Here is a 21,020-nt window from a genome sequence, read left to right on the forward strand (position 1 = left end):
CGCCTCTCCGGCTACCCTCGCTGTGAGGAGGCGCGCCGATGTCCCCCAAAGTTCCCCGCCTGCGTTGGGATGATCCGTTGCGCGCCTTGGACATGCTGTCCTCGCTGTGGTCGTCGAGCGGGTTGCCGTCCGTCGGTGCGGGAGCCGCCCAGGCAGTCGCCGCGCCCTACCGGACCTTGTTCGCGAGCCTGCAACAACTGCTCGTCGACAAGGAGGTCACGGTGCGCCTGGGCGACCAGGATGTGGTGCTGACGGTGACCGAGTTGGACTCGGCGCTCGAGCCACAAGGGCTGGCCGTCGGTCAGCTCGGCGAGGTACGGGTGGCCGCACGCGACATCAGCTGGGGCGATCAGCGCCTGCAGCACGCCGTTGCCGTTCTGCACAACGTGCACATCCGTCCGGGCGTGCCGCCGGTGGTGGTGGCGGCGCCGGTGAAGTTGTCGTCGGCGCTGTCGGCCGGGATTTTCGATGAGGTGGTGCGCCACGCGACGCCGCGGCTGCGGGGCGAGTTGTGCGAGGACGGGGCGGCCCGCCTGCGCTGGCGACGCCAGCCGGGCTGGGGAGGTCTCGAGGTTGACCTCGACGTGGTGGGGAAGACGCTGTGGTTGCGGCCGCGCGCCCTGGTGGCAGGGCAACGACGATGGGTGCTGCCGTCGCGGACCCCCGCTTATCGGGTACCGCTGCCCGAGCTCCCACACGAGCTGCTGGTCACCGACGTCAGCCTCGGGCTGGATTCCTTCGAGGTTTCGGCGTTGCTGCCGGAATGGCGGATGGATCTGCCGTTGCGGAACCTGGAAGACCTCATCACCCGGTTGAGCCAGGGCGCACTCAGCTTCACCTGGCCCGCGCTGCTGAGGGGCTAGGACTGAACGCTCCGGTGAACGTGTCACCACCGGCCGAATTACGCAGGGCCGCCGGAGCTTCGCGGTCTTCGACCGATTCACCTTGGCGGACTTGACCGTTCCGGTCCTCGGCAGTCGGTTTTATCGATATCCGTTGAAAGGCCGAAGAATAACACTGGATGCTTAACGCCGGTAGTGCGCAAACAAGTGACATCATCCGTTGTATCCGGCTAATCCACACGGGTTCATCATCGGCCGGATCGTCGGCGGATATGAGTGAATTCGCTTGTAACAGAACGCAATTCCTGACCAAGTCCGACTTCTGTGAGTGGATGTTGATGCGTTTGCTACCGCGGGAAATCTCCGGGTAACACACGAAACTTACTGTTGGCGGCGCACATTGACGCCGCATCGATCGCATTCAAACCATCGCGGCCGTCGCCTAGGGCGAAGTCGAAACGGAGGACCATGGTGACTGCTCGCACGGACATACTGGACGGCGCGGCCCCGGCGATCGCGCCGACCATCGCGCGCAGCCGCTGGCTTCAGCTCGGCCTCGGTCTGGTGTGCATGATGACGATATCGAGTCCCCAGTACGTGTGGACGCTGATGACCAAGCCGCTCGCCGCCAAACTCGGGATCGGCCTGCCGGAATTGCAGGTGACCTTCTCGATTCTCGTCATGTTGCAGGCCTTTTTCTCACCCTTCCAGGGGGCGCTGGTCGATCGTTTCGGGCCCCGCCGGTTGATCTCGATCGGCACGTTGCTGGCGGGCGCGAGCTGGGTGCTCGCCTCCTACGCGCATACCGTCTCGGTGCTGTACCTCACCTATGGCGGTGTCGGCGGCATCGGCACCGGGATCGTCTACGTCGGCGTCGTCGGGCTGATGGTCCAGTGGTTTCCGGATCGACGCGGATTCGCCGCCGGCGTGGTGGCGGCCGGCTACGGAATGGGCGCGATCCTAACCACTTTCCCGATCGCCTCATCGCTGGTCGCGCGCGGCGTCGACTCCACGTTGTGGTTGTTCGGCATCGCGTTCGCCGCCGTGGGTTTCGTTGCGGCGCAGGGGTTGCACGCGCCGCCGCTGGACCCGGCGTGGAACGCGCCGAGCGACCGCGCGTCCACCGCCGTGCGCGATTATCGGCCGTCCGAAATGCTCAAGCGGCCGCTCTTCTGGTTGATGTTCGTGATGATGACGATGATGGCCACCTCGGGCCTGATGGTCACGTCGCAAATGGCGACGTTCGCCACGGAGTTCGGTGTGAGCAAGGTCTTGGTGTTCGGGCTCGCCGCCGTGCCGCTGGCCTTGACCATCGATCGCTTCACGAACGGGCTGACCCGCCCGTTGTTCGGTTGGGTATCGGATCGGCTGGGCCGCGAGAACACCATGGCGTTCGCGTTCGCGTTGGAGGGTGTCGCCATGACGCTGTGGTTGCTGACGCGACACGACGCCACGATGTTCGTCCTCCTTTCGGGTTTGGTGTTCTTCGGATGGGGCGAGATCTTCTCGCTGTTCCCCTCCACGTTGACCGACACCTTCGGGACCCGTCACGCCACGGCGAACTATGGCTGGCTCTACATCTCCTTCGGGATCGGCTCGGTGTTCGGCGGTCCGCTCGCGGCGCTGTTGCATCAGCAAGCCGGCAGCTGGATCCCCGTGTTCGAGTGCGCGATCGCGCTCGACCTGGGAACCGCGGCGCTGGCCGTGCTCGTGTTGAAGCCGGCGCGCAGGCGTTTCGTCGGCGCCGGGTGAGTTGTCGGACGAGCCCGCCACACTGGCGGGCGTGCTCGACCTGATCCTGCCGCTGGAGTGCGGCGGCTGCGGGGCGCCGTCGACGCGCTGGTGCGCCGCCTGCGCGGCCGAGCTCGGCGTCCGGCCCGACGAGCCGCACGTGGTCAACCCCCGCATCGACCCCGAGGCGCCGGTATTCGCGCTCGGTCGCTACGCCGGCGCCCGGCGCGCAGCGATCCTGGCGCTGAAGGAGAACGGTCGCGGCGACCTGGTGACACCGCTGGCCCGCAGCCTCGCCCTCGGGATCCACCGGCTGCTGACGTGGGGGATGGTCGAGACGCCGCTGACGATCGTGCCCGCGCCGACGAGGCGTTCGGCCGCGCGGGCGCGCGGGGGCGACCCCGTCACGCGGCTGGCGCGGGCCGCCGTGGCCGGGCACCCGGACATCGCCGTCGCGCCGGTGTTGCGGATGAAGGCGCTGGCCCGCGACTCGGTCGGCCTCGGCACGTCGGCCCGCGAGCGCAACATCGCGGGCCGGGTGGTGCTGCGCGGCCGGCGCCCGGGCGGCGAGGTCGTCATCGTCGACGACGTCGTCACCACCGGGGCGACGGCCCGCGAATCGGTGCGGACGCTGAGCGGCGCCGGGGTCCGCGTCGCCGCCGTGCTGGCGATCGCCGCCGCCTGAACCTGTGCGGCGGCCAAGCGGTTGTGAAGAACTCGCAACAGCTGTGCGAAATCAGTGGCATCCCAAGGCGAACACGAGCTAACGTCGAGAACAACCTTCAGGAACATCCTTGGCCCGGGCCACAACGCCGTCGTCGTTTTCCCGGGTAGCACGCCACACGCGAAGGGGGTGAGAATTCGGCACCTTGCATCGGCGGGCTGCCTGCGGCGGTGACCTGTGGAAACCGCTCCCAACCCCCGTCGGCGCATCTTGTAGAAGCCGGCACGCCCCGCGTGCGACGTGGAAAAGGAAACGAGTTGACACGTATGTCAAGGCTTACCGTGGATTCCGATCTGACTCTCGACCAACCGCCGGCAGAAAGCGGCGAGCCGGCCGAACTGACCCTCAACGCCGAAGTCGTGTTCAAGGGTCGCAACGTCGAGATCCCCGATCATTACCGCTTCTACGTCTCGCAAAAACTCGCCCGCCTCGAACGATTCGATCGCTCCATCTATCTCTTCGACGTCGAGCTCAAACACGCGCCCAACCGCCGCCAGCGCAAGTCCTGTCAGCGCGTCGAAATCACCGCCCGCGGTCGCGGGCCGGTCAGCCGCGCGGAGGCCTGTGCCGACAGCTTCTACGCCGCCTTCGAGTCGGCCGTGGACAAGCTGGAGAGCCGGCTGCGCCGCGTCAAGGACCGCCGCAAGGTGCACTACGGCGACAAGACGCCGGTGTCGCTGGCCGCCGCCACCGCGATGGCGCCCCTTCCCGCGAAGGCCTTCAACGCCGATCCGCTCGAGCCGCACCAACACGACGGCGCGGGCCTGAACCATGCCGACCACGGGGAACAAGACCACGAGCCGGGGCGGGTGGTGCGAACCAAGGAGCACCAGGCCACGCCGATGTCGGTCGACGAGGCGCTCTACGAGATGGAGCTGGTCGGGCACAACTTCTTCTTGTTCTACGACAAGGAGACCGAACGGCCGTCCGTCGTGTACCGCCGGCACGCCTACGACTACGGCCTGATCAGGCTCGCCTGACGATTCAAGGCCATCCGCGGCCCGTCACCTACGATGGGGGTCGGTTTAACGAAGAAGAAGACTCCTATCAACAGGGGACAACACCGTGCTGGATAAGTTGCTGCGCCTTGGCGAAGGTCGCATGGTCAAGCGCCTCAAGAAGGTGGCCGACTACGTCAACACGCTGTCCGACGACGTCGAGAAGCTGACCGACGCCGAACTGCGGGCAAAGACGGACGAGTTCAAGAAGCGCCTCGAAGAGGGCGAAGCCCTCGACGACCTGCTGCCCGAGGCGTTCGCCGTGGCGCGCGAGGCCGCCTGGCGGGTCCTGGACCAGCGCCCCTTCGACGTGCAGGTGATGGGCGCGGCCGCGCTGCACCTGGGCAACGTCGCCGAGATGAAGACCGGTGAGGGCAAGACCCTGACCTGTGTGTTGCCGGCCTACCTCAACGCGCTGGCCGGCAAGGGCGTGCACATCGTCACCGTCAACGACTACCTGGCCAAACGCGACAGCGAGTGGATGGGCCGGGTGCACCGCTTCCTGGGCCTGCAGGTCGGGGTGATCCTCGCGCAGATGACGCCCGACGAGCGGCGCGTCGCCTACAACGCCGACATCACCTACGGCACCAACAACGAGTTCGGCTTCGATTACCTGCGCGACAACATGGCGCACTCGCTCGACGACCTGGTGCAGCGCGGGCACTGCTACGCCATCGTCGACGAGGTCGACTCCATCCTGATCGACGAGGCCCGCACCCCGCTGATCATCTCCGGCCCGGCCGACGGCGCCTCCAACTGGTACCTCGAGTTCGCCCGTATCGCCCCGCTGATGCAAAAGGACGTCCACTACGAGGTCGACCTGCGCAAACGCACCGTCGGCGTGCACGAGAAGGGCGTGGAGTTCGTCGAGGACCAGCTGGGCATCGACAACCTCTACGAGGCGGCCAACTCGCCGCTGGTCAGCTACCTCAACAACGCGCTGAAGGCCAAGGAGCTGTTCAACCGCGACAAGGACTACATCGTCCGCGACGGCGAGGTGCTCATCGTCGACGAGTTCACCGGGCGCGTGCTGATCGGCCGGCGCTACAACGAGGGCATGCACCAGGCCATCGAGGCCAAGGAGCACGTCGAGATCAAGGCCGAGAACCAGACGCTGGCCACCATCACGCTGCAGAACTACTTCCGCCTCTACGACAAGCTGGCCGGCATGACCGGTACCGCCCAGACCGAGGCGGCGGAGCTGCACGAGATCTACAAGCTTGGCGTGGTCTCCATCCCGACCAACAAGCCGATGGTCCGCACCGACCAGTCCGACCTCATCTACAAGACCGAGGAAGCCAAGTACATCGCGGTGGTCGACGACGTCGAGGAGCGCTACGAGAAGGGCCAGCCGGTCCTGATCGGCACCACCAGCGTCGAGCGCTCGGAGTACCTGTCGCGCCAGTTCACCAAGCGCCGCATCCCGCACAACGTGCTCAACGCCAAGTACCACGAGCAGGAGGCGGGCATCATCGCCGTGGCGGGCCGGCGCGGCGGCATCACCGTCGCCACCAACATGGCCGGCCGCGGCACCGACATCGTGCTGGGCGGCAACGTCGACTTCCTCACCGACCAGCGGCTGCGCGAGCGCGGCCTGGATCCGGTGGAAACGCCCGAGGAGTACGAGACGGCGTGGCACGAGGAGCTGGCCCTGGTCAAACAGGAGGCCGGCAAGGAGGCCGAAGAGGTGATCGAGGCCGGCGGCCTGTACGTGCTGGGCACCGAGCGCCACGAGTCGCGGCGCATCGACAACCAGCTGCGCGGGCGGTCCGGCCGGCAGGGCGACCCGGGGGAGTCGCGCTTCTACCTGTCGCTGAGCGACGAGCTCATGCGCCGCTTCAACGGCGCCGCGCTCGAGGCGATGCTGAACCGGCTGAACCTGCCCGACGACGTGCCGATCGAGAACAAGATGGTGACCCGCGCCATCAAGAGCGCCCAGACCCAGGTCGAGCAGCAGAACTTCGAGGTCAGAAAGAACGTCCTCAAGTACGACGAGGTGATGAACCAGCAGCGCAAGGTGGTCTACGCCGAGCGCCGCCGCATCCTCGAGGGCGAGAACCTCAAGGAGCAGGCGCTGGACATGGTCCGCGACGTGATCACCGCCTACGTCGACGGCGCGACCGCCGAGGGCTACGCCGAGGACTGGGACCTGGACGCGCTGTGGACGGCGCTCAAGACGCTGTACCCGGTCGGCATCTCGCACGAGACGCTGACGCACCGCGACGCCGACTCCGACCGCGACGACCTGACCCGCGACGAGCTGCTCGAGGCGCTGGTAAACGACGCCGAAAAGGCTTACGCGGCAAGGGAAGCCGAGCTGGAGGAGATCGCCGGCGAGGGCGCGATGCGTCAGCTGGAGCGCAACGTGCTGCTCAACGTCATCGACCGCAAGTGGCGCGAGCACCTCTACGAGATGGACTACCTCAAGGAGGGCATCGGGCTGCGGGCGATGGCGCAGCGCGATCCGCTGGTGGAGTACCAGCGCGAAGGCTACGACATGTTCATGGCCATGCTCGACGGCATGAAGGAGGAGTCGGTCGGCTTCCTGTTCAACGTCACCGTGGAAGCGGTGCCCGCGCCCCAGGTCGCCCCGCAGGCGACGCCCGAGGGGCTGGCGGAATTGGGCAGCGGCTCGGCCGGGCAGCCCGACGGTGAAGGCGAAGCCCCCGCCGCGGCCCGCGAAGAGAGCCCAAGCGTGTTGCGCGCCAAGGGCATTGATGACGAGGCGCCCGCGCTGACGTATTCCGGGCCGTCCGAGGACGGCTCCGCGCAGGTGCAGCGCAACGGCGGTGGCGCGCAGAAGGCGCCGGCCGGTGTGGCGGGCGGCGGCAGCCGACGCGAGCGTCGCGCGGCCGCGCGACAGCAGGGGCGCGGCGCCAAGCCGCCGAAGTCGGTCAAGCGGCGCTAGTCATTGCGCTCGGGCCGGTGCCAGCCCGCGCAGGAGCACGTCGATGCCGGCCTCGAACTCGCGCTTGTAGTTGGTCCGCGCCATGACCTCCAGGAAGTGTGCCGCCAACGGCGCATCGCTGAACTCCGCTTGGGGGTCGTCGGAGCGGGCCAGCGGACCGCCGAGCCGATTCGCGGCGAGCTCGTTGTTGATCGCCCCGGTCGCATAGGTGAGGCAGAGGCACAGCGCCCGCGCCGCCTCGTCCTCGGACAAGCCGCCCTCGGTGAGCGCCTCCATGCCGGCCTGCAGCGCGGCGGCGCTGACCGCGGTCACGGCGCCCTGACTGACAAGGCCGAAGGCGGCGGGGTACTTGAGTGCTACCCGTCGCAGGTCACGGAGTAGGGCACGCAGCGCGGCGTCCCACCCGGTCGCGGCCCGGGGCACGCGGATCTCGGCGATGACCGCCTCGCCGACCAACCGCAACAGGTCGGCCTTGTTCGCGACGTGACGATAGAGCGACATCGCCTCGCAGCCGAGCCGCGCTCCGACCGCGCGCATCGTGACGGCGTCGACTCCGTCCTCCTCGATCAATTCCAGCGTCGCGCTGACGATGGCGTCGCGACCAAGGCGGGCTTGCATGCTTACAGTGTAAGCGATACTGTGCGCTTACAACGTAAGCAAAGGATGCCGATGCACGCACTTGCCGCTATGGCCACGGGAACGGTTCTTGCAAACGCGATTTGGGGTCGCCGCCGGCCAAAGCCGCGACCCGCCGGCCGGTTCGCCGATATCGCCGGCCGTCGCATCCACTACGTCGAACGCCCGGGCGCCGGCGTTCCCATGGTCTTGGTGCACGGCATGCCCGGCACTCATCTGGACTTCGAGCGGGTGGTCGACGAGCTCCCCGGTGCCCACACCATCGCCGTCGATCGGCCGGGCTATGGCTGGTCGGAAGGCGGCCCGCTGGACTTTCAAAGCCAGATCTACATGATCCCAGCGCTCTTCGACCACCTTGGCATCGAACGGGGCGTGCTGGTCGGCCACTCGTTCGGCGGGTTGTTGGCGCTCGGCGTCGCGGCGCGCTTTCCCGAAGTCGTCGCCGGCCTCGCCCTCATCGCGCCGTCGGGTGGTGGGCTGCGCTCCGGGCCGTTCCGGATGGGAGCGGCGTGGCTGGTTCGCGCCACCGCGCTGCCCGGTGTCCGGCAACTCAATGACCTGACGGTCGGCGGTCTGATTCGGCGTGTGGGCGCAATCATCGACGGGCGCTTCGCTTTTGCGCCCGATCCCGTTGACCCGGGGTATCGCAGTCGGCTCGGCGCGGTCACGTTGCACGACGACAACCTGCGGGCGATGGCCGAGGATCGCTTGGCCTACCACCGCAACATCGACTGGGTCGACCAGCGCCTCCCCGCGCTGAACGTGCCCGCCGTCGTCGTGTTGGCGCAGGGTGATCATCCGATTCCGATCAGGCACGGCAGGCGGCTGGCCGCGGCGCTTCGCGGCAGTGAACTCATCGAGGTGCCCGGCGGTCACATGCTGCCCATCGTCCAGCCGAGCGTTGTCGCGGGCGCCGTCAAAACCGCGGCGGCGGCGCGACTAGTCAAAAATAACTAGGGCGCCGCCGCGCAAAGATGAGGCAGATGAGCTATATACCCAGGTGCCGCCGCGGCCGACACTGGGGTCATGAAGCGTTACATGACTGTTGCTTACGGCGCGGCGGCCTACCTGCTGTTCCTCGTCGCCTTCCTGTATCTCGTTGCCTTCGTGGCGAACCTGTGGGTGCCGCGCACCGTCGACCACGGGCTCCCGGCGCCCCTCGGCGAGGCGATTGTCGTCAACGTGTTGCTGGTCGGGGCGTTCGGGCTGCAGCACAGCGTCATGGCGCGGCCGGCGTTCAAGGCGTGGTGGACCCGATTCGTGCCGGCCTCGATCGAGCGCAGCACCTACGTGGTGCTGTCGAGCGCCGTGCTGCTGCTGCTTTATTGGCAGTGGCGCACGATGCCCGACGTCGTCTGGGACGTGCGGCAGCCGGCGGCGCGGCTCGCAGTTTGGGCATTGTTCTGGCTGGGCTGGGTGATCGCGCTGGGCGCGACGTTCATGATCAACCACTTCGACCTGTTCGGGCTGCGGCAGGTGTATCTGGCCTGGCGCCAAAAGCCTTATACCGAGCTGCATTTCCGCACCCATTTGTTCTACCGGTTGGTGCGCCACCCGCTCATGCTGGGATTCCTCATCTCGTTCTGGGCGGCCCCCACCATGACGGCCGGGCATCTGCTCTTCTCGATCGCCATGACGGGTTACATCCTGACCGCGGTGCACATCGAAGAGCGCGGCCTCGTCGCGGCGCTGGGCAACGAATACCGCCAATACCGTCGCGAGGTGCCCATGCTGGTCCCGCTCAAGCACCGGCCGCGCCGGCGCTCGGCGGAAGCGGTTGGCCAGCACTAGCTCTCGACGCGGCGCCGAATGCTCTGCCCGGCGTTGGCCGATTGATCACGTGGCGGATACCTGGACATGGCACGGTACCCGTGTGCAAACCGGGTCGCGGGTCGGTCAAGCGCGCCGGGTGGACCGGTTCCACCAGTGGTGCGAGGCGGTCGTCGATCGGCTGCCGTTCGGGCTCGGGTCGGTCGTCGCACCCACGTTTGTCGGCTTCTGCCTGATCAACGGGCTCACCTTCGGCATCGACTTGGCGATCCTCACGGGCCTGCGCGGCGGGCTGGGCCTTCCGGTGCCGATCGCCGTCACGGTCGCCTACGGGTGCGCCTTCGCGCTCAGCTATGTGCTCAACCGCACCTTCAACTTTCAATCCCATGCGCCGGTCGGACGACAGGTCGCCGTCTACGTCGTGGTGGTCGTCGTCAACTACCTGGCGCTGATCCTCGGCGTCTCCAGCGCGCTGACGGCGATCGGGGTGCAATACCAGCTGTCGCGGGTGCTGGCGGGGGTCTGCGAAGCGGTGTACATGTACTGCGCGATGCGCTGGGTGGTCTTCCGCCGTTGACGGCCTTAGGATCGACCTCCCGCTAGCCGCCGGTGGAGGAACGCCCCCATGCCCACGCCCGTCAAGCCCGCGTCGCCCCTGCGCGCCGTCTTCGGCACCGAGAAAGCCCGCTCGTCGCTCGTGATCGGCGCGCTCGGCGTCGTGTTCGGAGACCTGGGGACCAGCCCGATCTACACGATCCAGACGATCTTCGACCCCCACGACCCGCATCCGATACCGATCACCACGGCCAACCTGTATGGCGTTGTCTCCCTGGTCTTTTGGTCGGTGATGATCATCGTCACCCTCACCTACGTCACCCTGGTGATGCGCGCCGACAACGACGGCGAGGGCGGCATCATGGCGCTCATCACGCTCGTGCGCCGGCTGGGCGGCCACGGGGGCCGGCGCACGGCGGCGATGCTGGCCGTGCTCGGCATCTTCGGCGCGTCGCTGTTCTTCGGTGACAGCATGATCACCCCGGCGATTTCGGTGGTGTCGTCGGTGGAGGGCCTCAAGGTGATACAGCCGCACCTGGGTGACTTCGTCGTGCCGATCACCGCGGTGATCATCGTGGCGCTGTTCGCCTTTCAGAACCGCGGCACCGCCGCCATCGGACGCTTCTTCGGGCCCGTGATGGTCGTGTGGTTCGTCGCGATCGGCGCGTGCGGTGTCGCCGGGATCACCGCCCACCCGGAAATCCTCGAGGCGCTGTCACCGACGTACGCGGTGACGTTCCTGGTCGGGCACTTCGACGTCGCGTTCTTTTCGCTGGCCGCGGTCGTGCTGGCGGTGACCGGCGCCGAGGCGCTGTACGCCGACATGGGCCACTTCGGCCGGCCGGCGATCACCCGGGCCTGGCTGTTCGTGGTCATGCCGGCATGCGTGCTCAGCTATTTCGGTCAGGCCGCGCTGCTGCTGGGCAACAAGAGCGTCGTCGCCGCGCCCTTCTTCCTGCTACCGCCGGCCTGGGCGCGCCTGCCGATGGTGTTGCTGGCGACCGCCGCGACGGTCATCGCCTCCCAGGCGGTGATCACCGGCGCCTTCTCGGTCGCGTCGCAGGCCGCGCAGCTCGGCTACCTGCCGCGGGTGCGGGTCGTGCACACGTCCGAGTCGACCATCGGCCAGATCTACGTGCCCTGGATCAACGGCATGCTGATGGTCGCGGTGCTGATCCTGGTCTTCGCGTTCCGCAGCTCGGCGGCGCTCGCGTTCGCGTTCGGCATGGCGGTGACCGGGACGATCACCATCACCACGTTGCTCTTCTTCTACATCGCCCGCATCCGCTGGGGCACGCCCGTGTGGCTGGTCGTGATCGGCGCCGGCGCCCTGTTGTCGGTGGACCTGCTGTTCGTGGCGGCGAACCTGACCAAGCTGGTGCACGGCGCGTGGGTGCCGCTGCTGATCGGCGCCGCGGCGTTCACCGTCATGACCACGTGGCAGCGGGGCCGCGAGCTGGTCACGCAGGCCCGGGCGCGGGCCGAGGGACCGCTGCGCGAGTTCGTCGATGAGCTGGCCGCCTGCCGGCCGCCGCTGCTGCGAACGCCCGGGACGGCCGTGTTCCTCAACCGCGGCAAAGAGACCGCGCCGCTGGCGATGCGGGCGAACGTCGAGCACAACCGCGTGCTGCACGAGCAGGCGGTGATCATGTCGATCGAGACGCTGCCCACGCCGCGCGTCGCCGACGCGGATCGGATGGAGGTCGACTCCCTGGGCTACGCCCAAGACGGGGTCGTCCACGTCACCGCGAAGTTCGGATACATGGAACGGCCCAACATTCCGGCCGCGCTGCGCCTGCTCGATCCCAAGCAAACCGAGGGCCAGATCGCCATCGACGAGGCCTCGTACTTCCTCTCGAAGCTGGAGCTGAGGGCCGGCTCCGCGCCGACCATGGCGCCGTGGCGCAAGCGCCTCTTCATCGCCACCGCCTACATCGCCGCCGACGCCGCCGAATACTTCGGCCTGCCCATCGACCGGACGGTGGTCATGGGCGCGCGCATTCAGGTGTAGTTCAGATGTAGCTCGGCCCGTCCGGCTGGGAGGATGGACGGCATGGACGTCAAGGAGGTGCTGCTGCCCGGGGTCGGCCTCCGGTACGAATTCACCAGCCACACCGGTGACCGGATCGGGATCATCGCGCGCCGCGGCGGCGATTTCGACGTCGTCCTCTACGGCCCCGACGATCCCGACCAGGCCAAGCCGGTGCTGCACCTGACCGACGCCGAGGCCGAGGCGGTGGCCCAGATCCTGGGCGCGCCGCGCATCGCCGAGCGGTTCACCGAGCTCTCCAAAGGGCTGCCGGGCATCGAAACCGGGCAGGTCCACATCGTGGCCGGCAGCCCGTTCGTGGACCACCCGCTGGGTGACACCCGCGCCCGGACCCGCACCGGGGCCTCGATCGTCGCCATCGTGCGCAACGAGGAAGTGCTCGCCTCGCCCGGCCCGGCCGAAATATTGCGCGCGCGAGACGTTCTGATCGTGATCGGCACCGAAGACGGCATCGCCGGTGTCGAGCGGATCATCGACAAGGGTTGAGCCGATGCAGGTTTCGGGGGCGCTACTGTTTCAACTCGGCGCCCTCCTGGCCACACTCGCCGTATTGGGCGCTGTCGCAAGGCGTTTCGCGCTGTCGCCCATCCCGGTCTACCTGTTGGCGGGGCTCTCGCTGGGCAAGGGCGGCCTGCTGCCCGTCGCCGCGGCCGGCGAGTTCATCGAGACGGCCGCGCCCATCGGCGTCGTGCTGTTGCTGCTGACCCTGGGCCTGGAATTCTCGGCGACCGAATTCGCCAGCAGCCTGCGGCACCACCTGCCGTCGGCCGCGGTCGACATCGTCCTCAACGCCACGCCCGGCGCGGTGGCCGGCTGGCTACTCGGGCTGGACGGCGTCGCCATCCTGGCCCTGGCCGGGGTCACCTACATCTCGTCGTCGGGCGTCATCGCGCGGGTGCTGGTCGACCTGGGCCGGCTCGGCAACCGGGAAACGCCGGCGGTGCTCTCGGTGCTGGTGCTCGAGGATTTCGCGATGGCGGCCTACCTGCCGCTGTTCGCGGTGCTGGCGTCCGGCGGGGGCTGGGTGCACGCCGTCGTCGGCATGGCCGCCGCGGTCGGCGCGCTGCTGGCCGCGTTCGCCGCCTCCTACCGCTGGGGGCACCATGTCGGCCGGCTGGTCGAACACCCCGATTCCGAGCAGCTGTTGCTGCGGGTCCTGGGCATCACCCTGATGGTGGCGGCGGTGGCGGAGGTCCTGCACGCGTCGGCCGCCGTCGGCGCCTTCCTGGTGGGCCTGACCCTGACGGGTGCGACGGCCGACCGGGCCCGCCAGGTGCTCGGCCCGCTGCGCGACCTGTTCGCCGCCATCTTCTTCCTGGCGATCGGCCTCTCGGTCGACCCGCACGAGCTCCTTCCGATGCTCCCGGTGGCGCTGGTGCTGGCCGCCGTCACCGCGGCGACCAAGGTGGCCACCGGGATGCTCGCCGCCCGCCGCGACGGCGTGGCGCGGCGCGGGCAGCTGCGCGCGGGCGCCGCGCTCATCGCCCGGGGCGAGTTCTCGCTGATCATCATCGGCCTGGTCGGCACCTCGATCCCGGTGGTCGCGGCGCTGGCGACGTCGTACGTGTTCGTCATGGCGATCATGGGCCCCGTGCTGGCCCGGTACACGGGCGGCCGCGCGGCCAACTAACCGATGTGCAGCGCCACCATCTGCCAGCGGCCGCTGGAGGGCGCCCGTTCCACGCGGCACGCGATGGCGTGGATCCGCTCGCCGCGGCTGTAGGACCCGAAGACCTCGGCCGCGGCCTCCGGGTCGCGGCGCCCGGCGGGTTGCAGCCGCAACCGGCGCAGCACCGCCGCCCCGTCCCGTCCGCGCGCGCGGGCGGCCGCCGAACCGCCGATCGCCACCACGGAGTCCACCAGGCCCGCCGCCAGCATCGGGCGCAGCTGCGCCGCGGGACGGCGGCGGTCGACGACCTCGAGCACCCGGCGCAGCGCGGCGTCGGCGAAGGCGGCCGCCTGGCGCATCGGCGCGGACGGTTTCGGCGGTCCGACCGGCTGCCCGGCGAGGGGCCGGCGGGGCGCACGCGCGCGGCGGCGCGGCGTCGCGTGGGGAGGCTGCCGGCACTGGGGGATGTCCCGCCTGGGCGGCTCGTAGTCGACGACGGGCGTCACGGCGAAAACGGTCAACGCGCACTCTCCATGGATCGGCCTGCTGGAGAGTGGCAGACGGGGGCTGGTAAGTGGTCATCATGGCACAGGTCGGGCCGGCGCGTATCCGCTCGATTACCGTGGCGGGTACATCCGTTCACCAAAGGAACCGAGGACGAATTGACCAGGAGGGACGCGCCGTAATGGTCACCCGGTTGTCCCCGACGGACGCGTCCTTCTATCGGCTGGAGAACACCACCACCCCCATGTACGTGGGGTCGCTGTCGATCCTGCAGCGTCCGCGCGCCGGGCTGAGCTACGAGACGCTGCTGGCCACCATCGAACAACGGCTGCCCCAGATACCGCGCTACCGGCAGAAGGTCCGGCAGGTGCGGATCGGCACGGCCCGGCCGGTGTGGCTCGACGACAGCGACTTCGACATCACCTATCACGTGCGGCGCTCGGCGCTGCCGTCCCCGGGCAGCGACGAGCAGCTGCACGAGCTGGTCGCGCGGCTGGCCGCGCGGCCGTTGGACAAGTCGCGGCCGCTGTGGGAGATGTACCTGGTCGAGGGCCTGGCCAAGAACCGGATCGCGCTGTACACGAAGTCCCATCAGGCGCTGATCAACGGCATGACGGCGGTGGAGATCGGCCACGTCATCGCCGACCGGACGCGCCGGCCGCCGCCGTTCCCCGAAGACATCTGGATACCGGAACGCGACCCCGGCAACACCCGGTTGGTGTTGGGCGCGATCGGCGAATGGGTGGCGGGCCCGGGCACGCAGCTGCAGGCCGTCGGGTCGGCGGTGGCCGGGTTGGTGACGAACTACGGTGAGCTGCTCGAAGCCGGCCGCCGCGCGGTCGACATCGCGCGCGCGGTGGCGCGGGGCACCGCGCCCAGCAGCCCGCTGAACGCGACGGTCTCGCGGCACCGCAGGTTCACGGTCGCGCGCGGCAACCTCGAGGACTACCGCACGGTGCGCGCGCGCTACGACTGCGACATCAACGACGTGGTGCTCGCCGTGGTGGCCGGCGCGCTGGGCAATTGGCTGCTGTCCCGCGGGGTGGCGGTGTCACCGACCGCGACGGTCCGCGCGATGGCGCCGCTGTCGGTCTACGCCGACGACGGCCTCGACTCGACCGGCCCGGGCCAGACGATCAGTCAGGTCACGCCGTTCCTGGTGGATCTGCCGGTGGGCGAGGCGAACCCGGTGGTGCGGCTGTCGCAGATCGCCCACGCCACCGAGTCCAACCCGACCGCCGGAAGCCTGGTCGACGCGCGGACCATCGTCACCCTGTCCGGCTTCGCGCCACCGACCCTGCACGCCATGGGCATCCGCGTCGCCACCGGCTTCCCGAGCTTTTCCAAGCGGACGTTCAACCTGCTGATCACCAATGCCCCGGGCGCCCAGTCGCAGATGTACATCGCCGGCACCAAGCTGCTGGAGACCTACGCCGTCCCACCGCTGCTGCACAATCAGGCGCTGGCGATCAGCGTGACGTCCTATAACGGAATGCTTTATTTCGGCATCAACGCCGACCGTGAGGCGATGAGCGACGTCGATCTGCTGCCCGGGCTGTTGAGCCAGTCCCTCGAGGAACTTCTCGAAGCTTCCCGCTGATTAGTCGGGGTGAAAATCGGTGCCGGGATCTATGATTCGTAATTGTGAGCACCGCGACAAATGACGGGGCGTCGGCGAAGGCGAGCGGGAAGAAATCGAGCACCGCGACCGCACGCAAAATTCCCGACGATGTCTACCGAACCGAAATATTCCGGCTGCAAACGGAATTCGTGAAATTGCAGGAGTGGGTGCGGCACGTCGGCGCGCGCGTCGTGATCATTTTCGAGGGCCGGGACGGGGCCGGCAAGGGCGGAACGATCAAGCGGATCACCGAATACCTGAACCCGCGCGTCGCCCGGATCGCGGCGTTGCCCGCGCCGAGCGACCGGGAAAAGGGCCAGTGGTACTACCAGCGCTACATCGCGCACCTGCCCGCGCGGGGCGAAATCGTGCTTTTCGACCGGTCCTGGTACAACCGCGCCGGCGTGGAAAGGGTGATGGGATTCTGCACGCCGCAGGAGTATGTGCTCTTTTTGCGGCAGACGCCCATCTTCGAGCAGATGCTGATCGACGACGGGGTCCTGTTGCGCAAGTACTGGTTCTCGGTCTCCGAGGCAGAGCAGTTGCACCGGTTCAAGGCGCGCCTGAATGACCCTGTCCGCCAATGGAAACTCAGCCCCATGGACATGGAATCGCTGTATCGGTGGGAGGACTATTCGCGCGCCAAGGACGAGATGATGGTCCACACCGACACCCCGGTAAGCCCTTGGTACATAGTGGAATCCGACATCAAGAAGCACGCGCGGCTGAACATGATGGCGCATCTGCTGTCGACGATCGAGTACTACGATGTGGGCCGGCCGAAGGTCAAGCTGCCCAAGGAGCCGGTGGCGGCCGAGAACTACCAGCGCCCGCCGCGTGAGCTGTCGAACTACGTCGACGACTACGCGGCCACGTTGGTCGGGAGCCAATGATCCAGGTCTACATCCCGGCCACGCTCGAGATGCTGCAGCGGCTTGTCGCCGACGGCTCCCTGTGGCCGGTCAACGGCACCGCGTTCGCGGTCACGCCCGCGCTGCGCGAGGCCTACGCGGAGGGCGACGACGACGAGCTCGCCGACGTGGCGCTGCGCGAGGCGGCGCTGGCGTCGCTGCGGCTGCTGGCGGCCCAGGACGCCGGCGGCGAGGGCACCGGTCTGCCGCCCCGGCGCGCGGTGCTGGCCGCCGAGGTCGAGGAGGCCAAGTACCGCCCCGATCTCGACGACGCCGTCGTCCGGCTCGGCGCGCCCGTCACCATGGATGAGGTGGTGGCCGCCTACGTCGACAACGCCGCCGCCGAGCCCGACGTCACCCGGGCCATCGAGATCATCGACGCGGCAGACCTGGGCGACGAGGATGCGGAGCTGATCGTGGGGGACGCGCTGGATCACGACCTGGCCTGGTACGCGAACCAGGAATTGCCGTTCGTGCTTGACCTGCTCTGACGTTCGAATGTGACGGATTCGCGCTAGCTACGACACCGTAGGTTACGGTACCGTAGGTTTCGTGGAGCACACCGAATCGGCGACAATGTTGGGCGTAAGCCAGACGCCGGCTAGTGAGCAGGAGCTTCCGCTGGGCAGACGTAACCCATCGATTCGGGGCAACGTCGTCGACACCAAGCGACCCGTTGTGGCCGGCGCCGAGCGGCACCCCGGCTGGCACGCGCTGCGCAAGCTCGCCGCGCGCATCACCACTCCGCTGCTGCCCGACGACTACCTGCATCTGGCCAACCCGCTGTGGTCCGCGCGGGAATTGCGGGGCCGCGTCCTCGAGGTCCGCCGCGAGACCGAAGACTCCGCGACGCTGGTGATCAAACCGGGCTGGGGGTTCAGCTTCGACTACCAGCCGGGCCAGTACATGGGGATCGGGCTGCTGGTCGACGGGCGCTGGCGGTGGCGGTCCTACTCGCTGACCTCGAGCCCGGCCGAGACCTCCGGCTCGCCGCGCACGGTGACCATCACGGTCAAGGCGATGCCCGAGGGGTTCCTGTCCACCCACCTGGTCGCCGGCGTCGAGCCCGGGACCATCGTGCGGCTGGCCGCGCCGCAGGGCAACTTCGTCCTGCCCGACCCGGCGCCGCCGTCGATCCTGTTTCTGACCGCCGGGTCCGGGATCACGCCGGTGATGTCGATGCTGCGGACGTTGGTGCGCCGCAACCAGATTGGTGACGTCACGCACCTGCATTCGGCGCCCACCGAATCCGACGTGATGTTTCGCGCCGAGCTGGCCGCCCTGGCCGCCAACCAGCCGGGCTACCGCTTGCAGGTCCGCGAAACGCGCACGCAGGGCCGGCTCGACCTCTCCTCGCTGGACCAACAGGTACCGGACTGGCGCGAGCGTCAGACCTGGGCATGCGGGCCGGAGGGCATGCTCACCCAGGCGCAGAAGGTGTGGTCGTCGGCGGGCATCGATGAGCGGCTGCACCTGGAGCGGTTCGCGGTGACCAAGGCCGCACCCGCCGGGGCAGGGGGAACCGTCACGTTCGCGCGCAGCGGGCGCGAGGTCGCGGCCGACGCCGCGACGTCGTTGATGGACGCCGGCGAGGGCGCCGGTGTGCAGATGCCCTTCGGCTGCAGGATGGGCATCTGCCAGTCCTGCGTGGTGAGCCTGGTGGAAGGCCACGTTCGCGATCTGCGAACCGGCGCCGAACACGATCCCGGAACCCGGATTCAGACCTGTGTGTCGGCCGCGTCCGGCGATTGTGTGCTCGACATCTAAAGGCTACTCACAGGTAACCTACGAATTCGTAGGTTACGATAGCGTAGGTACTGCACCGGAAAGACGACCGTAGGGAGATGACGACGAGTGGCAATCACAGACGTCGACGTATTCGCCCATCTGACGGACGCTGACATCGAAAACCTGGCCGTTGAGCTGGACGCTATCCGCCAGGACATCGAAGACTCTCGGGGGGCGCACGACGCCCGCTACATCCGCCGCACCATCGCCGCGCAGCGCGCGCTCGAGGTGACCGGCCGGCTGCTGTTGGCCGCCAGCTCGCGCCGCTCGGCGTGGTGGGCCGGCACCGTCACGCTGGGCGTGGCCAAGATCGTCGAGAACATGGAGATCGGCCACAACGTCATGCACGGCCAGTGGGACTGGATGAACGACCCGGAGATCCACTCCTCGACGTGGGAGTGGGACATGAGCGGGTCGTCCAAGCACTGGCGCTACACCCACAACTTCGTGCACCACAAGTACACCAACATCCTCGGGATGGACGACGACGTCGGCTACGGCCTGCTGCGCGTCACCCGCGATCAGCGCTGGAAGCGCTTTAACATCTTGAACCTGGTCTACAACACCCTGCTCGCGCTCCTCTTCGAGTGGGGCGTCGGCCTGCAGCACGTGGAACTCGGCAAGATCGCCAAGAAGCGGATGGATTCCGACGACGCCCGGCAGCGGGTCGACGAGTTCCTGGCCAAGGCGGGCCGGCAGGTGCTCAAGGACTACGTCGCGTTCCCGGCGCTGACCTCGCTGTCGCCCGGCGCGACGTACACGTCGACGTTGAAGGCCAACGTGGTGGCCAACGTGATCCGCAACGTGTGGGCCAACGCCGTCATCTTCTGCGGCCATTTCCCCGACGGTGCAGAGAAATTCACCAAGACCGACATGATCGGTGAGACCAAGGGGCAGTGGTACCTGCGGCAGATGCTGGGCAGCGCCAACTTCGAGGCCGGGCCGGCACTGCGGTTCATGAGCGGGAACCTGTGCCACCAGATCGAGCATCACCTGTTCCCGGACCTGCCGAGCAATCGATACGCTGAGATCTCGGTGCGGGTGCGCGAAGTGTGCGACAAGTACGACCTGCCCTACACCACCGGCTCGTTCCTGGTGCAGTACGGCAAGACGTGGCGCACGCTGGCCAAGCTGTCGCTGCCGAACAAGTACCTGCGCGACGACGCCGACAACGCGCCGGAAACTCGCAGCGAGCGCATGTTCGCCGAATTGGAGCCCGGTTTCGCGGGCACCGATCCGGCCACCGGGCGCCGGCGCGGCCTGAAGACCGCCATCGCCACCGTGCGGGATTGGCGGCGCGCGAAGAAGCAAGCGAAGCAGGGGCGCACGGACGGCCTGGCCGCGTAGAGTTTGGTTTCTCTCCGAGGAGGGATGGCCATGGCTGACGAGGACGTGCGGGTCGCCCTGCGGCGTCACTGGGCGGCCTCCGACGCCAACGACTTCGCGGCCGAGCACGAAATATACCGCGCCGACGCGGTTCTCGAGTATCCGCAATCGGGCGAACGGATCCGGGGGCGCTCCGGCATCCAGGCGTCGCGCGAGGCCCAGCCGAATGCGAAACGCTTCACTGTGCGACGCGTGCTTGGCGGCGGTGATCTGTGGATCAGCGAACTCGTCCTGACGTATGACGGGCAACCGAATTACGTTGTGAGCATCATGGAATTCGAGGGCGGCGAGGTGGTCCGCGAGACGCAGTACTTCGGCGAACCGTTCGAGCCGGGGCCGTCCCGGGCTCAGTGGGTCGAACGCATCGAATGACTGCGTCTACGCTCGAAGGGGCATAGGGAAAGGCACGCGATGCTCGCAGCGTTCGGATTCGAAAACCTGGGTGTCGTCGTCGGCGACATGTATTTCGTCGACCCGAAGCCGCTGGCCGGGCAGGAAACCCCGGAGCGGGGAGTCAGGCTGGAACTTCGCCTGATCGACAAGGACGAGCCGCAGGGGTCGATCTACGCCGGCGTCCCGATCGCCTTTGCCCGCCCGGTGTGGCGGGTGGACCTCTTCGGGTCCACCGAGAGCCCGCCCGGGACGCTGGACCGGGCCCATCACCATCCGCGTTTCGACGGCTGGGAGCCGGGCCGCCGGCACTTCGTCCCCGAGCTGTCGGCCGACCCGGTGGCCTGGCTGGCCGGCCAGCTGGCCGACCCGGCCACGGTGCTACAGCGGGCGGGTGTCGCCCCGGACGAGGTCAGCGAGGCCGATCTGGCCGGGCTCGTCGCGGCGGCCCCGGAGATCGTCGCCGCCGTGAAACGGATGCTCGACGGCGTGCGGGACGGGACGCTGGCCCCCGCCCCCGCCGAGCCGGTTGCCGCCGCCCGCACCGGCTGGCTCTGACTTCGATTTGCTAGCCCAGGGGATTCAGTTACTCTATTT

Annotated in this window: 20 protein-coding genes; 18 read left to right on the forward strand and 2 right to left on the reverse strand. The window is 68.2% G+C overall.

Annotation, left to right across the window (positions count from 1 at the left end; all coding sequences use genetic code 11):
- Nucleotides 1-38: 38 nt before the first annotated feature.
- The 5 genes from AC5Y7V_RS07725 to secA all read left to right on the forward strand — a co-directional run bounded on the left by AC5Y7V_RS07725 (nt 39) and on the right by secA (nt 7,203).
- On the forward strand, nt 39-863 hold the full coding sequence (locus tag AC5Y7V_RS07725) for a hypothetical protein (protein ID WP_499879415.1): 825 nt from the start codon (nt 39-41) through the stop codon (nt 861-863).
- Nucleotides 864-1,313: 450 nt separating this feature from the next.
- Nucleotides 1,314-2,594 (forward strand): oxalate/formate MFS antiporter, encoded by a 1,281-nt coding sequence (oxlT, locus tag AC5Y7V_RS07730; protein WP_499879416.1) that lies wholly within the window; start codon nt 1,314-1,316, stop codon nt 2,592-2,594.
- A gap of 31 nt (nt 2,595-2,625) precedes the next feature.
- Nucleotides 2,626-3,258 carry a ComF family protein gene (locus tag AC5Y7V_RS07735; RefSeq protein ID WP_499879417.1) on the forward strand — a complete coding sequence of 211 codons (633 nt, stop codon included), beginning with the start codon at nt 2,626-2,628 and terminating at the stop codon, nt 3,256-3,258.
- 320 nt (nt 3,259-3,578) lie between these two features.
- Complete coding sequence (gene hpf, locus AC5Y7V_RS07740; protein WP_499879418.1) at nt 3,579-4,277, forward strand: ribosome hibernation-promoting factor, HPF/YfiA family; 699 nt, start codon at nt 3,579-3,581, stop codon at nt 4,275-4,277.
- An 85-nt stretch (nt 4,278-4,362) separates the two neighbouring features.
- Nucleotides 4,363-7,203 carry a preprotein translocase subunit SecA gene (secA, locus tag AC5Y7V_RS07745; protein WP_499879419.1) on the forward strand — a complete coding sequence of 947 codons (2,841 nt, stop codon included), beginning with the start codon at nt 4,363-4,365 and terminating at the stop codon, nt 7,201-7,203.
- On the opposite strand, the gene AC5Y7V_RS07750 is transcribed toward secA, so the two are convergent.
- Nucleotides 7,204-7,821 (reverse strand): TetR/AcrR family transcriptional regulator C-terminal domain-containing protein, encoded by a 618-nt coding sequence (locus AC5Y7V_RS07750; protein WP_499879420.1) that lies wholly within the window; start codon nt 7,819-7,821, stop codon nt 7,204-7,206.
- Nucleotides 7,822-7,872: 51 nt separating this feature from the next.
- Here AC5Y7V_RS07750 and AC5Y7V_RS07755 point away from each other — a divergent pair, with 51 nt between their 5' ends.
- The 6 genes from AC5Y7V_RS07755 to AC5Y7V_RS07780 all read left to right on the forward strand — a co-directional run bounded on the left by AC5Y7V_RS07755 (nt 7,873) and on the right by AC5Y7V_RS07780 (nt 13,844).
- Complete coding sequence (locus AC5Y7V_RS07755) at nt 7,873-8,796, forward strand: alpha/beta fold hydrolase (RefSeq protein ID WP_499879421.1); 924 nt, start codon at nt 7,873-7,875, stop codon at nt 8,794-8,796.
- 69 nt (nt 8,797-8,865) lie between these two features.
- Nucleotides 8,866-9,630 carry a methanethiol S-methyltransferase gene (gene mddA, locus AC5Y7V_RS07760; protein WP_499879422.1) on the forward strand — a complete coding sequence of 255 codons (765 nt, stop codon included), beginning with the start codon at nt 8,866-8,868 and terminating at the stop codon, nt 9,628-9,630.
- An 82-nt stretch (nt 9,631-9,712) separates the two neighbouring features.
- On the forward strand, nt 9,713-10,186 hold the full coding sequence (locus AC5Y7V_RS07765; protein WP_499879423.1) for a GtrA family protein: 474 nt from the start codon (nt 9,713-9,715) through the stop codon (nt 10,184-10,186).
- Nucleotides 10,187-10,234: 48 nt separating this feature from the next.
- Nucleotides 10,235-12,175: a potassium transporter Kup gene (locus AC5Y7V_RS07770; protein WP_499879424.1), complete on the forward strand. Its 1,941-nt coding sequence runs from the start codon at nt 10,235-10,237 to the stop codon at nt 12,173-12,175.
- A gap of 42 nt (nt 12,176-12,217) precedes the next feature.
- A complete protein-coding gene (locus AC5Y7V_RS07775; protein WP_499879425.1) occupies nt 12,218-12,700 on the forward strand; it encodes a cation:proton antiporter regulatory subunit in 483 nt (160 codons plus the stop codon).
- Nucleotides 12,701-12,704: 4 nt separating this feature from the next.
- A complete protein-coding gene (locus tag AC5Y7V_RS07780) occupies nt 12,705-13,844 on the forward strand; it encodes a cation:proton antiporter (RefSeq protein WP_499879426.1) in 1,140 nt (379 codons plus the stop codon).
- On the opposite strand, the gene AC5Y7V_RS07785 is transcribed toward AC5Y7V_RS07780, so the two are convergent.
- Complete coding sequence (locus AC5Y7V_RS07785; RefSeq protein ID WP_499879427.1) at nt 13,841-14,344, reverse strand: Rv3235 family protein; 504 nt, start codon at nt 14,342-14,344, stop codon at nt 13,841-13,843. The genes AC5Y7V_RS07780 and AC5Y7V_RS07785 overlap by 4 nt on opposite strands.
- 164 nt (nt 14,345-14,508) lie before the next feature.
- On the opposite strand from AC5Y7V_RS07785, the gene AC5Y7V_RS07790 reads away from it, so the two are divergent.
- The 7 genes from AC5Y7V_RS07790 (at nt 14,509) to AC5Y7V_RS07820 (ending at nt 20,981) form a co-directional block, all read left to right on the forward strand.
- A complete protein-coding gene (locus tag AC5Y7V_RS07790; protein ID WP_499879428.1) occupies nt 14,509-15,927 on the forward strand; it encodes a WS/DGAT/MGAT family O-acyltransferase in 1,419 nt (472 codons plus the stop codon).
- A 44-nt stretch (nt 15,928-15,971) separates the two neighbouring features.
- Complete coding sequence (gene ppk2, locus AC5Y7V_RS07795; protein ID WP_499879429.1) at nt 15,972-16,841, forward strand: polyphosphate kinase 2; 870 nt, start codon at nt 15,972-15,974, stop codon at nt 16,839-16,841.
- Complete coding sequence (locus AC5Y7V_RS07800) at nt 16,838-17,350, forward strand: DUF6912 family protein (RefSeq protein WP_499879430.1); 513 nt, start codon at nt 16,838-16,840, stop codon at nt 17,348-17,350. Before ppk2 ends, AC5Y7V_RS07800 begins: the two co-directional genes overlap by 4 nt.
- An 88-nt stretch (nt 17,351-17,438) precedes the next feature.
- Nucleotides 17,439-18,626: a ferredoxin reductase gene (locus tag AC5Y7V_RS07805; RefSeq protein WP_499879653.1), complete on the forward strand. Its 1,188-nt coding sequence runs from the start codon at nt 17,439-17,441 to the stop codon at nt 18,624-18,626.
- Between the two features lie 87 nt (nt 18,627-18,713).
- Nucleotides 18,714-19,994: a fatty acid desaturase family protein gene (locus AC5Y7V_RS07810; RefSeq protein WP_499879431.1), complete on the forward strand. Its 1,281-nt coding sequence runs from the start codon at nt 18,714-18,716 to the stop codon at nt 19,992-19,994.
- A gap of 30 nt (nt 19,995-20,024) precedes the next feature.
- The gene (locus tag AC5Y7V_RS07815; protein WP_499879432.1) at nt 20,025-20,405 is read left to right on the forward strand and encodes a nuclear transport factor 2 family protein; all 381 of its coding nucleotides are present in this window, start codon (nt 20,025-20,027) and stop codon (nt 20,403-20,405) included.
- 39 nt (nt 20,406-20,444) lie between these two features.
- Complete coding sequence (locus tag AC5Y7V_RS07820) at nt 20,445-20,981, forward strand: hypothetical protein (protein ID WP_499879433.1); 537 nt, start codon at nt 20,445-20,447, stop codon at nt 20,979-20,981.
- The last annotated feature ends 39 nt before the right edge of the window (nt 20,982-21,020 follow it).

The sequence above is a fragment of the Mycobacterium sp. NGS34 genome (assembly GCF_059812845.1).

Excerpts from the sequence above, each read along its gene's own strand:
- AC5Y7V_RS07800 (WP_499879430.1), top strand. The coding sequence starts at position 16,838 with ATGATCCAGGTCTACATCCCGGCCACGCTCGAGATGCTGCAGCGGCTT.
- mddA (WP_499879422.1), top strand. The coding sequence starts at position 8,866 with ATGAAGCGTTACATGACTGTTGCTTACGGCGCGGCGGCCTACCTGCTG.
- AC5Y7V_RS07755 (WP_499879421.1), top strand. The coding sequence starts at position 7,873 with ATGCACGCACTTGCCGCTATGGCCACGGGAACGGTTCTTGCAAACGCG.
- AC5Y7V_RS07775 (WP_499879425.1), top strand. The coding sequence starts at position 12,218 with ATGGACGTCAAGGAGGTGCTGCTGCCCGGGGTCGGCCTCCGGTACGAA.
- AC5Y7V_RS07815 (WP_499879432.1), top strand. The coding sequence starts at position 20,025 with ATGGCTGACGAGGACGTGCGGGTCGCCCTGCGGCGTCACTGGGCGGCC.
- AC5Y7V_RS07770 (WP_499879424.1), top strand. The coding sequence starts at position 10,235 with ATGCCCACGCCCGTCAAGCCCGCGTCGCCCCTGCGCGCCGTCTTCGGC.
- AC5Y7V_RS07790 (WP_499879428.1), top strand. The coding sequence starts at position 14,509 with ATGGTCACCCGGTTGTCCCCGACGGACGCGTCCTTCTATCGGCTGGAG.
- AC5Y7V_RS07780 (WP_499879426.1), top strand. The coding sequence starts at position 12,705 with ATGCAGGTTTCGGGGGCGCTACTGTTTCAACTCGGCGCCCTCCTGGCC.
- AC5Y7V_RS07725 (WP_499879415.1), top strand. The coding sequence starts at position 39 with ATGTCCCCCAAAGTTCCCCGCCTGCGTTGGGATGATCCGTTGCGCGCC.
- AC5Y7V_RS07820 (WP_499879433.1), top strand. The coding sequence starts at position 20,445 with ATGCTCGCAGCGTTCGGATTCGAAAACCTGGGTGTCGTCGTCGGCGAC.
- AC5Y7V_RS07750 (WP_499879420.1), bottom strand. The coding sequence starts at position 7,821 with ATGCAAGCCCGCCTTGGTCGCGACGCCATCGTCAGCGCGACGCTGGAA.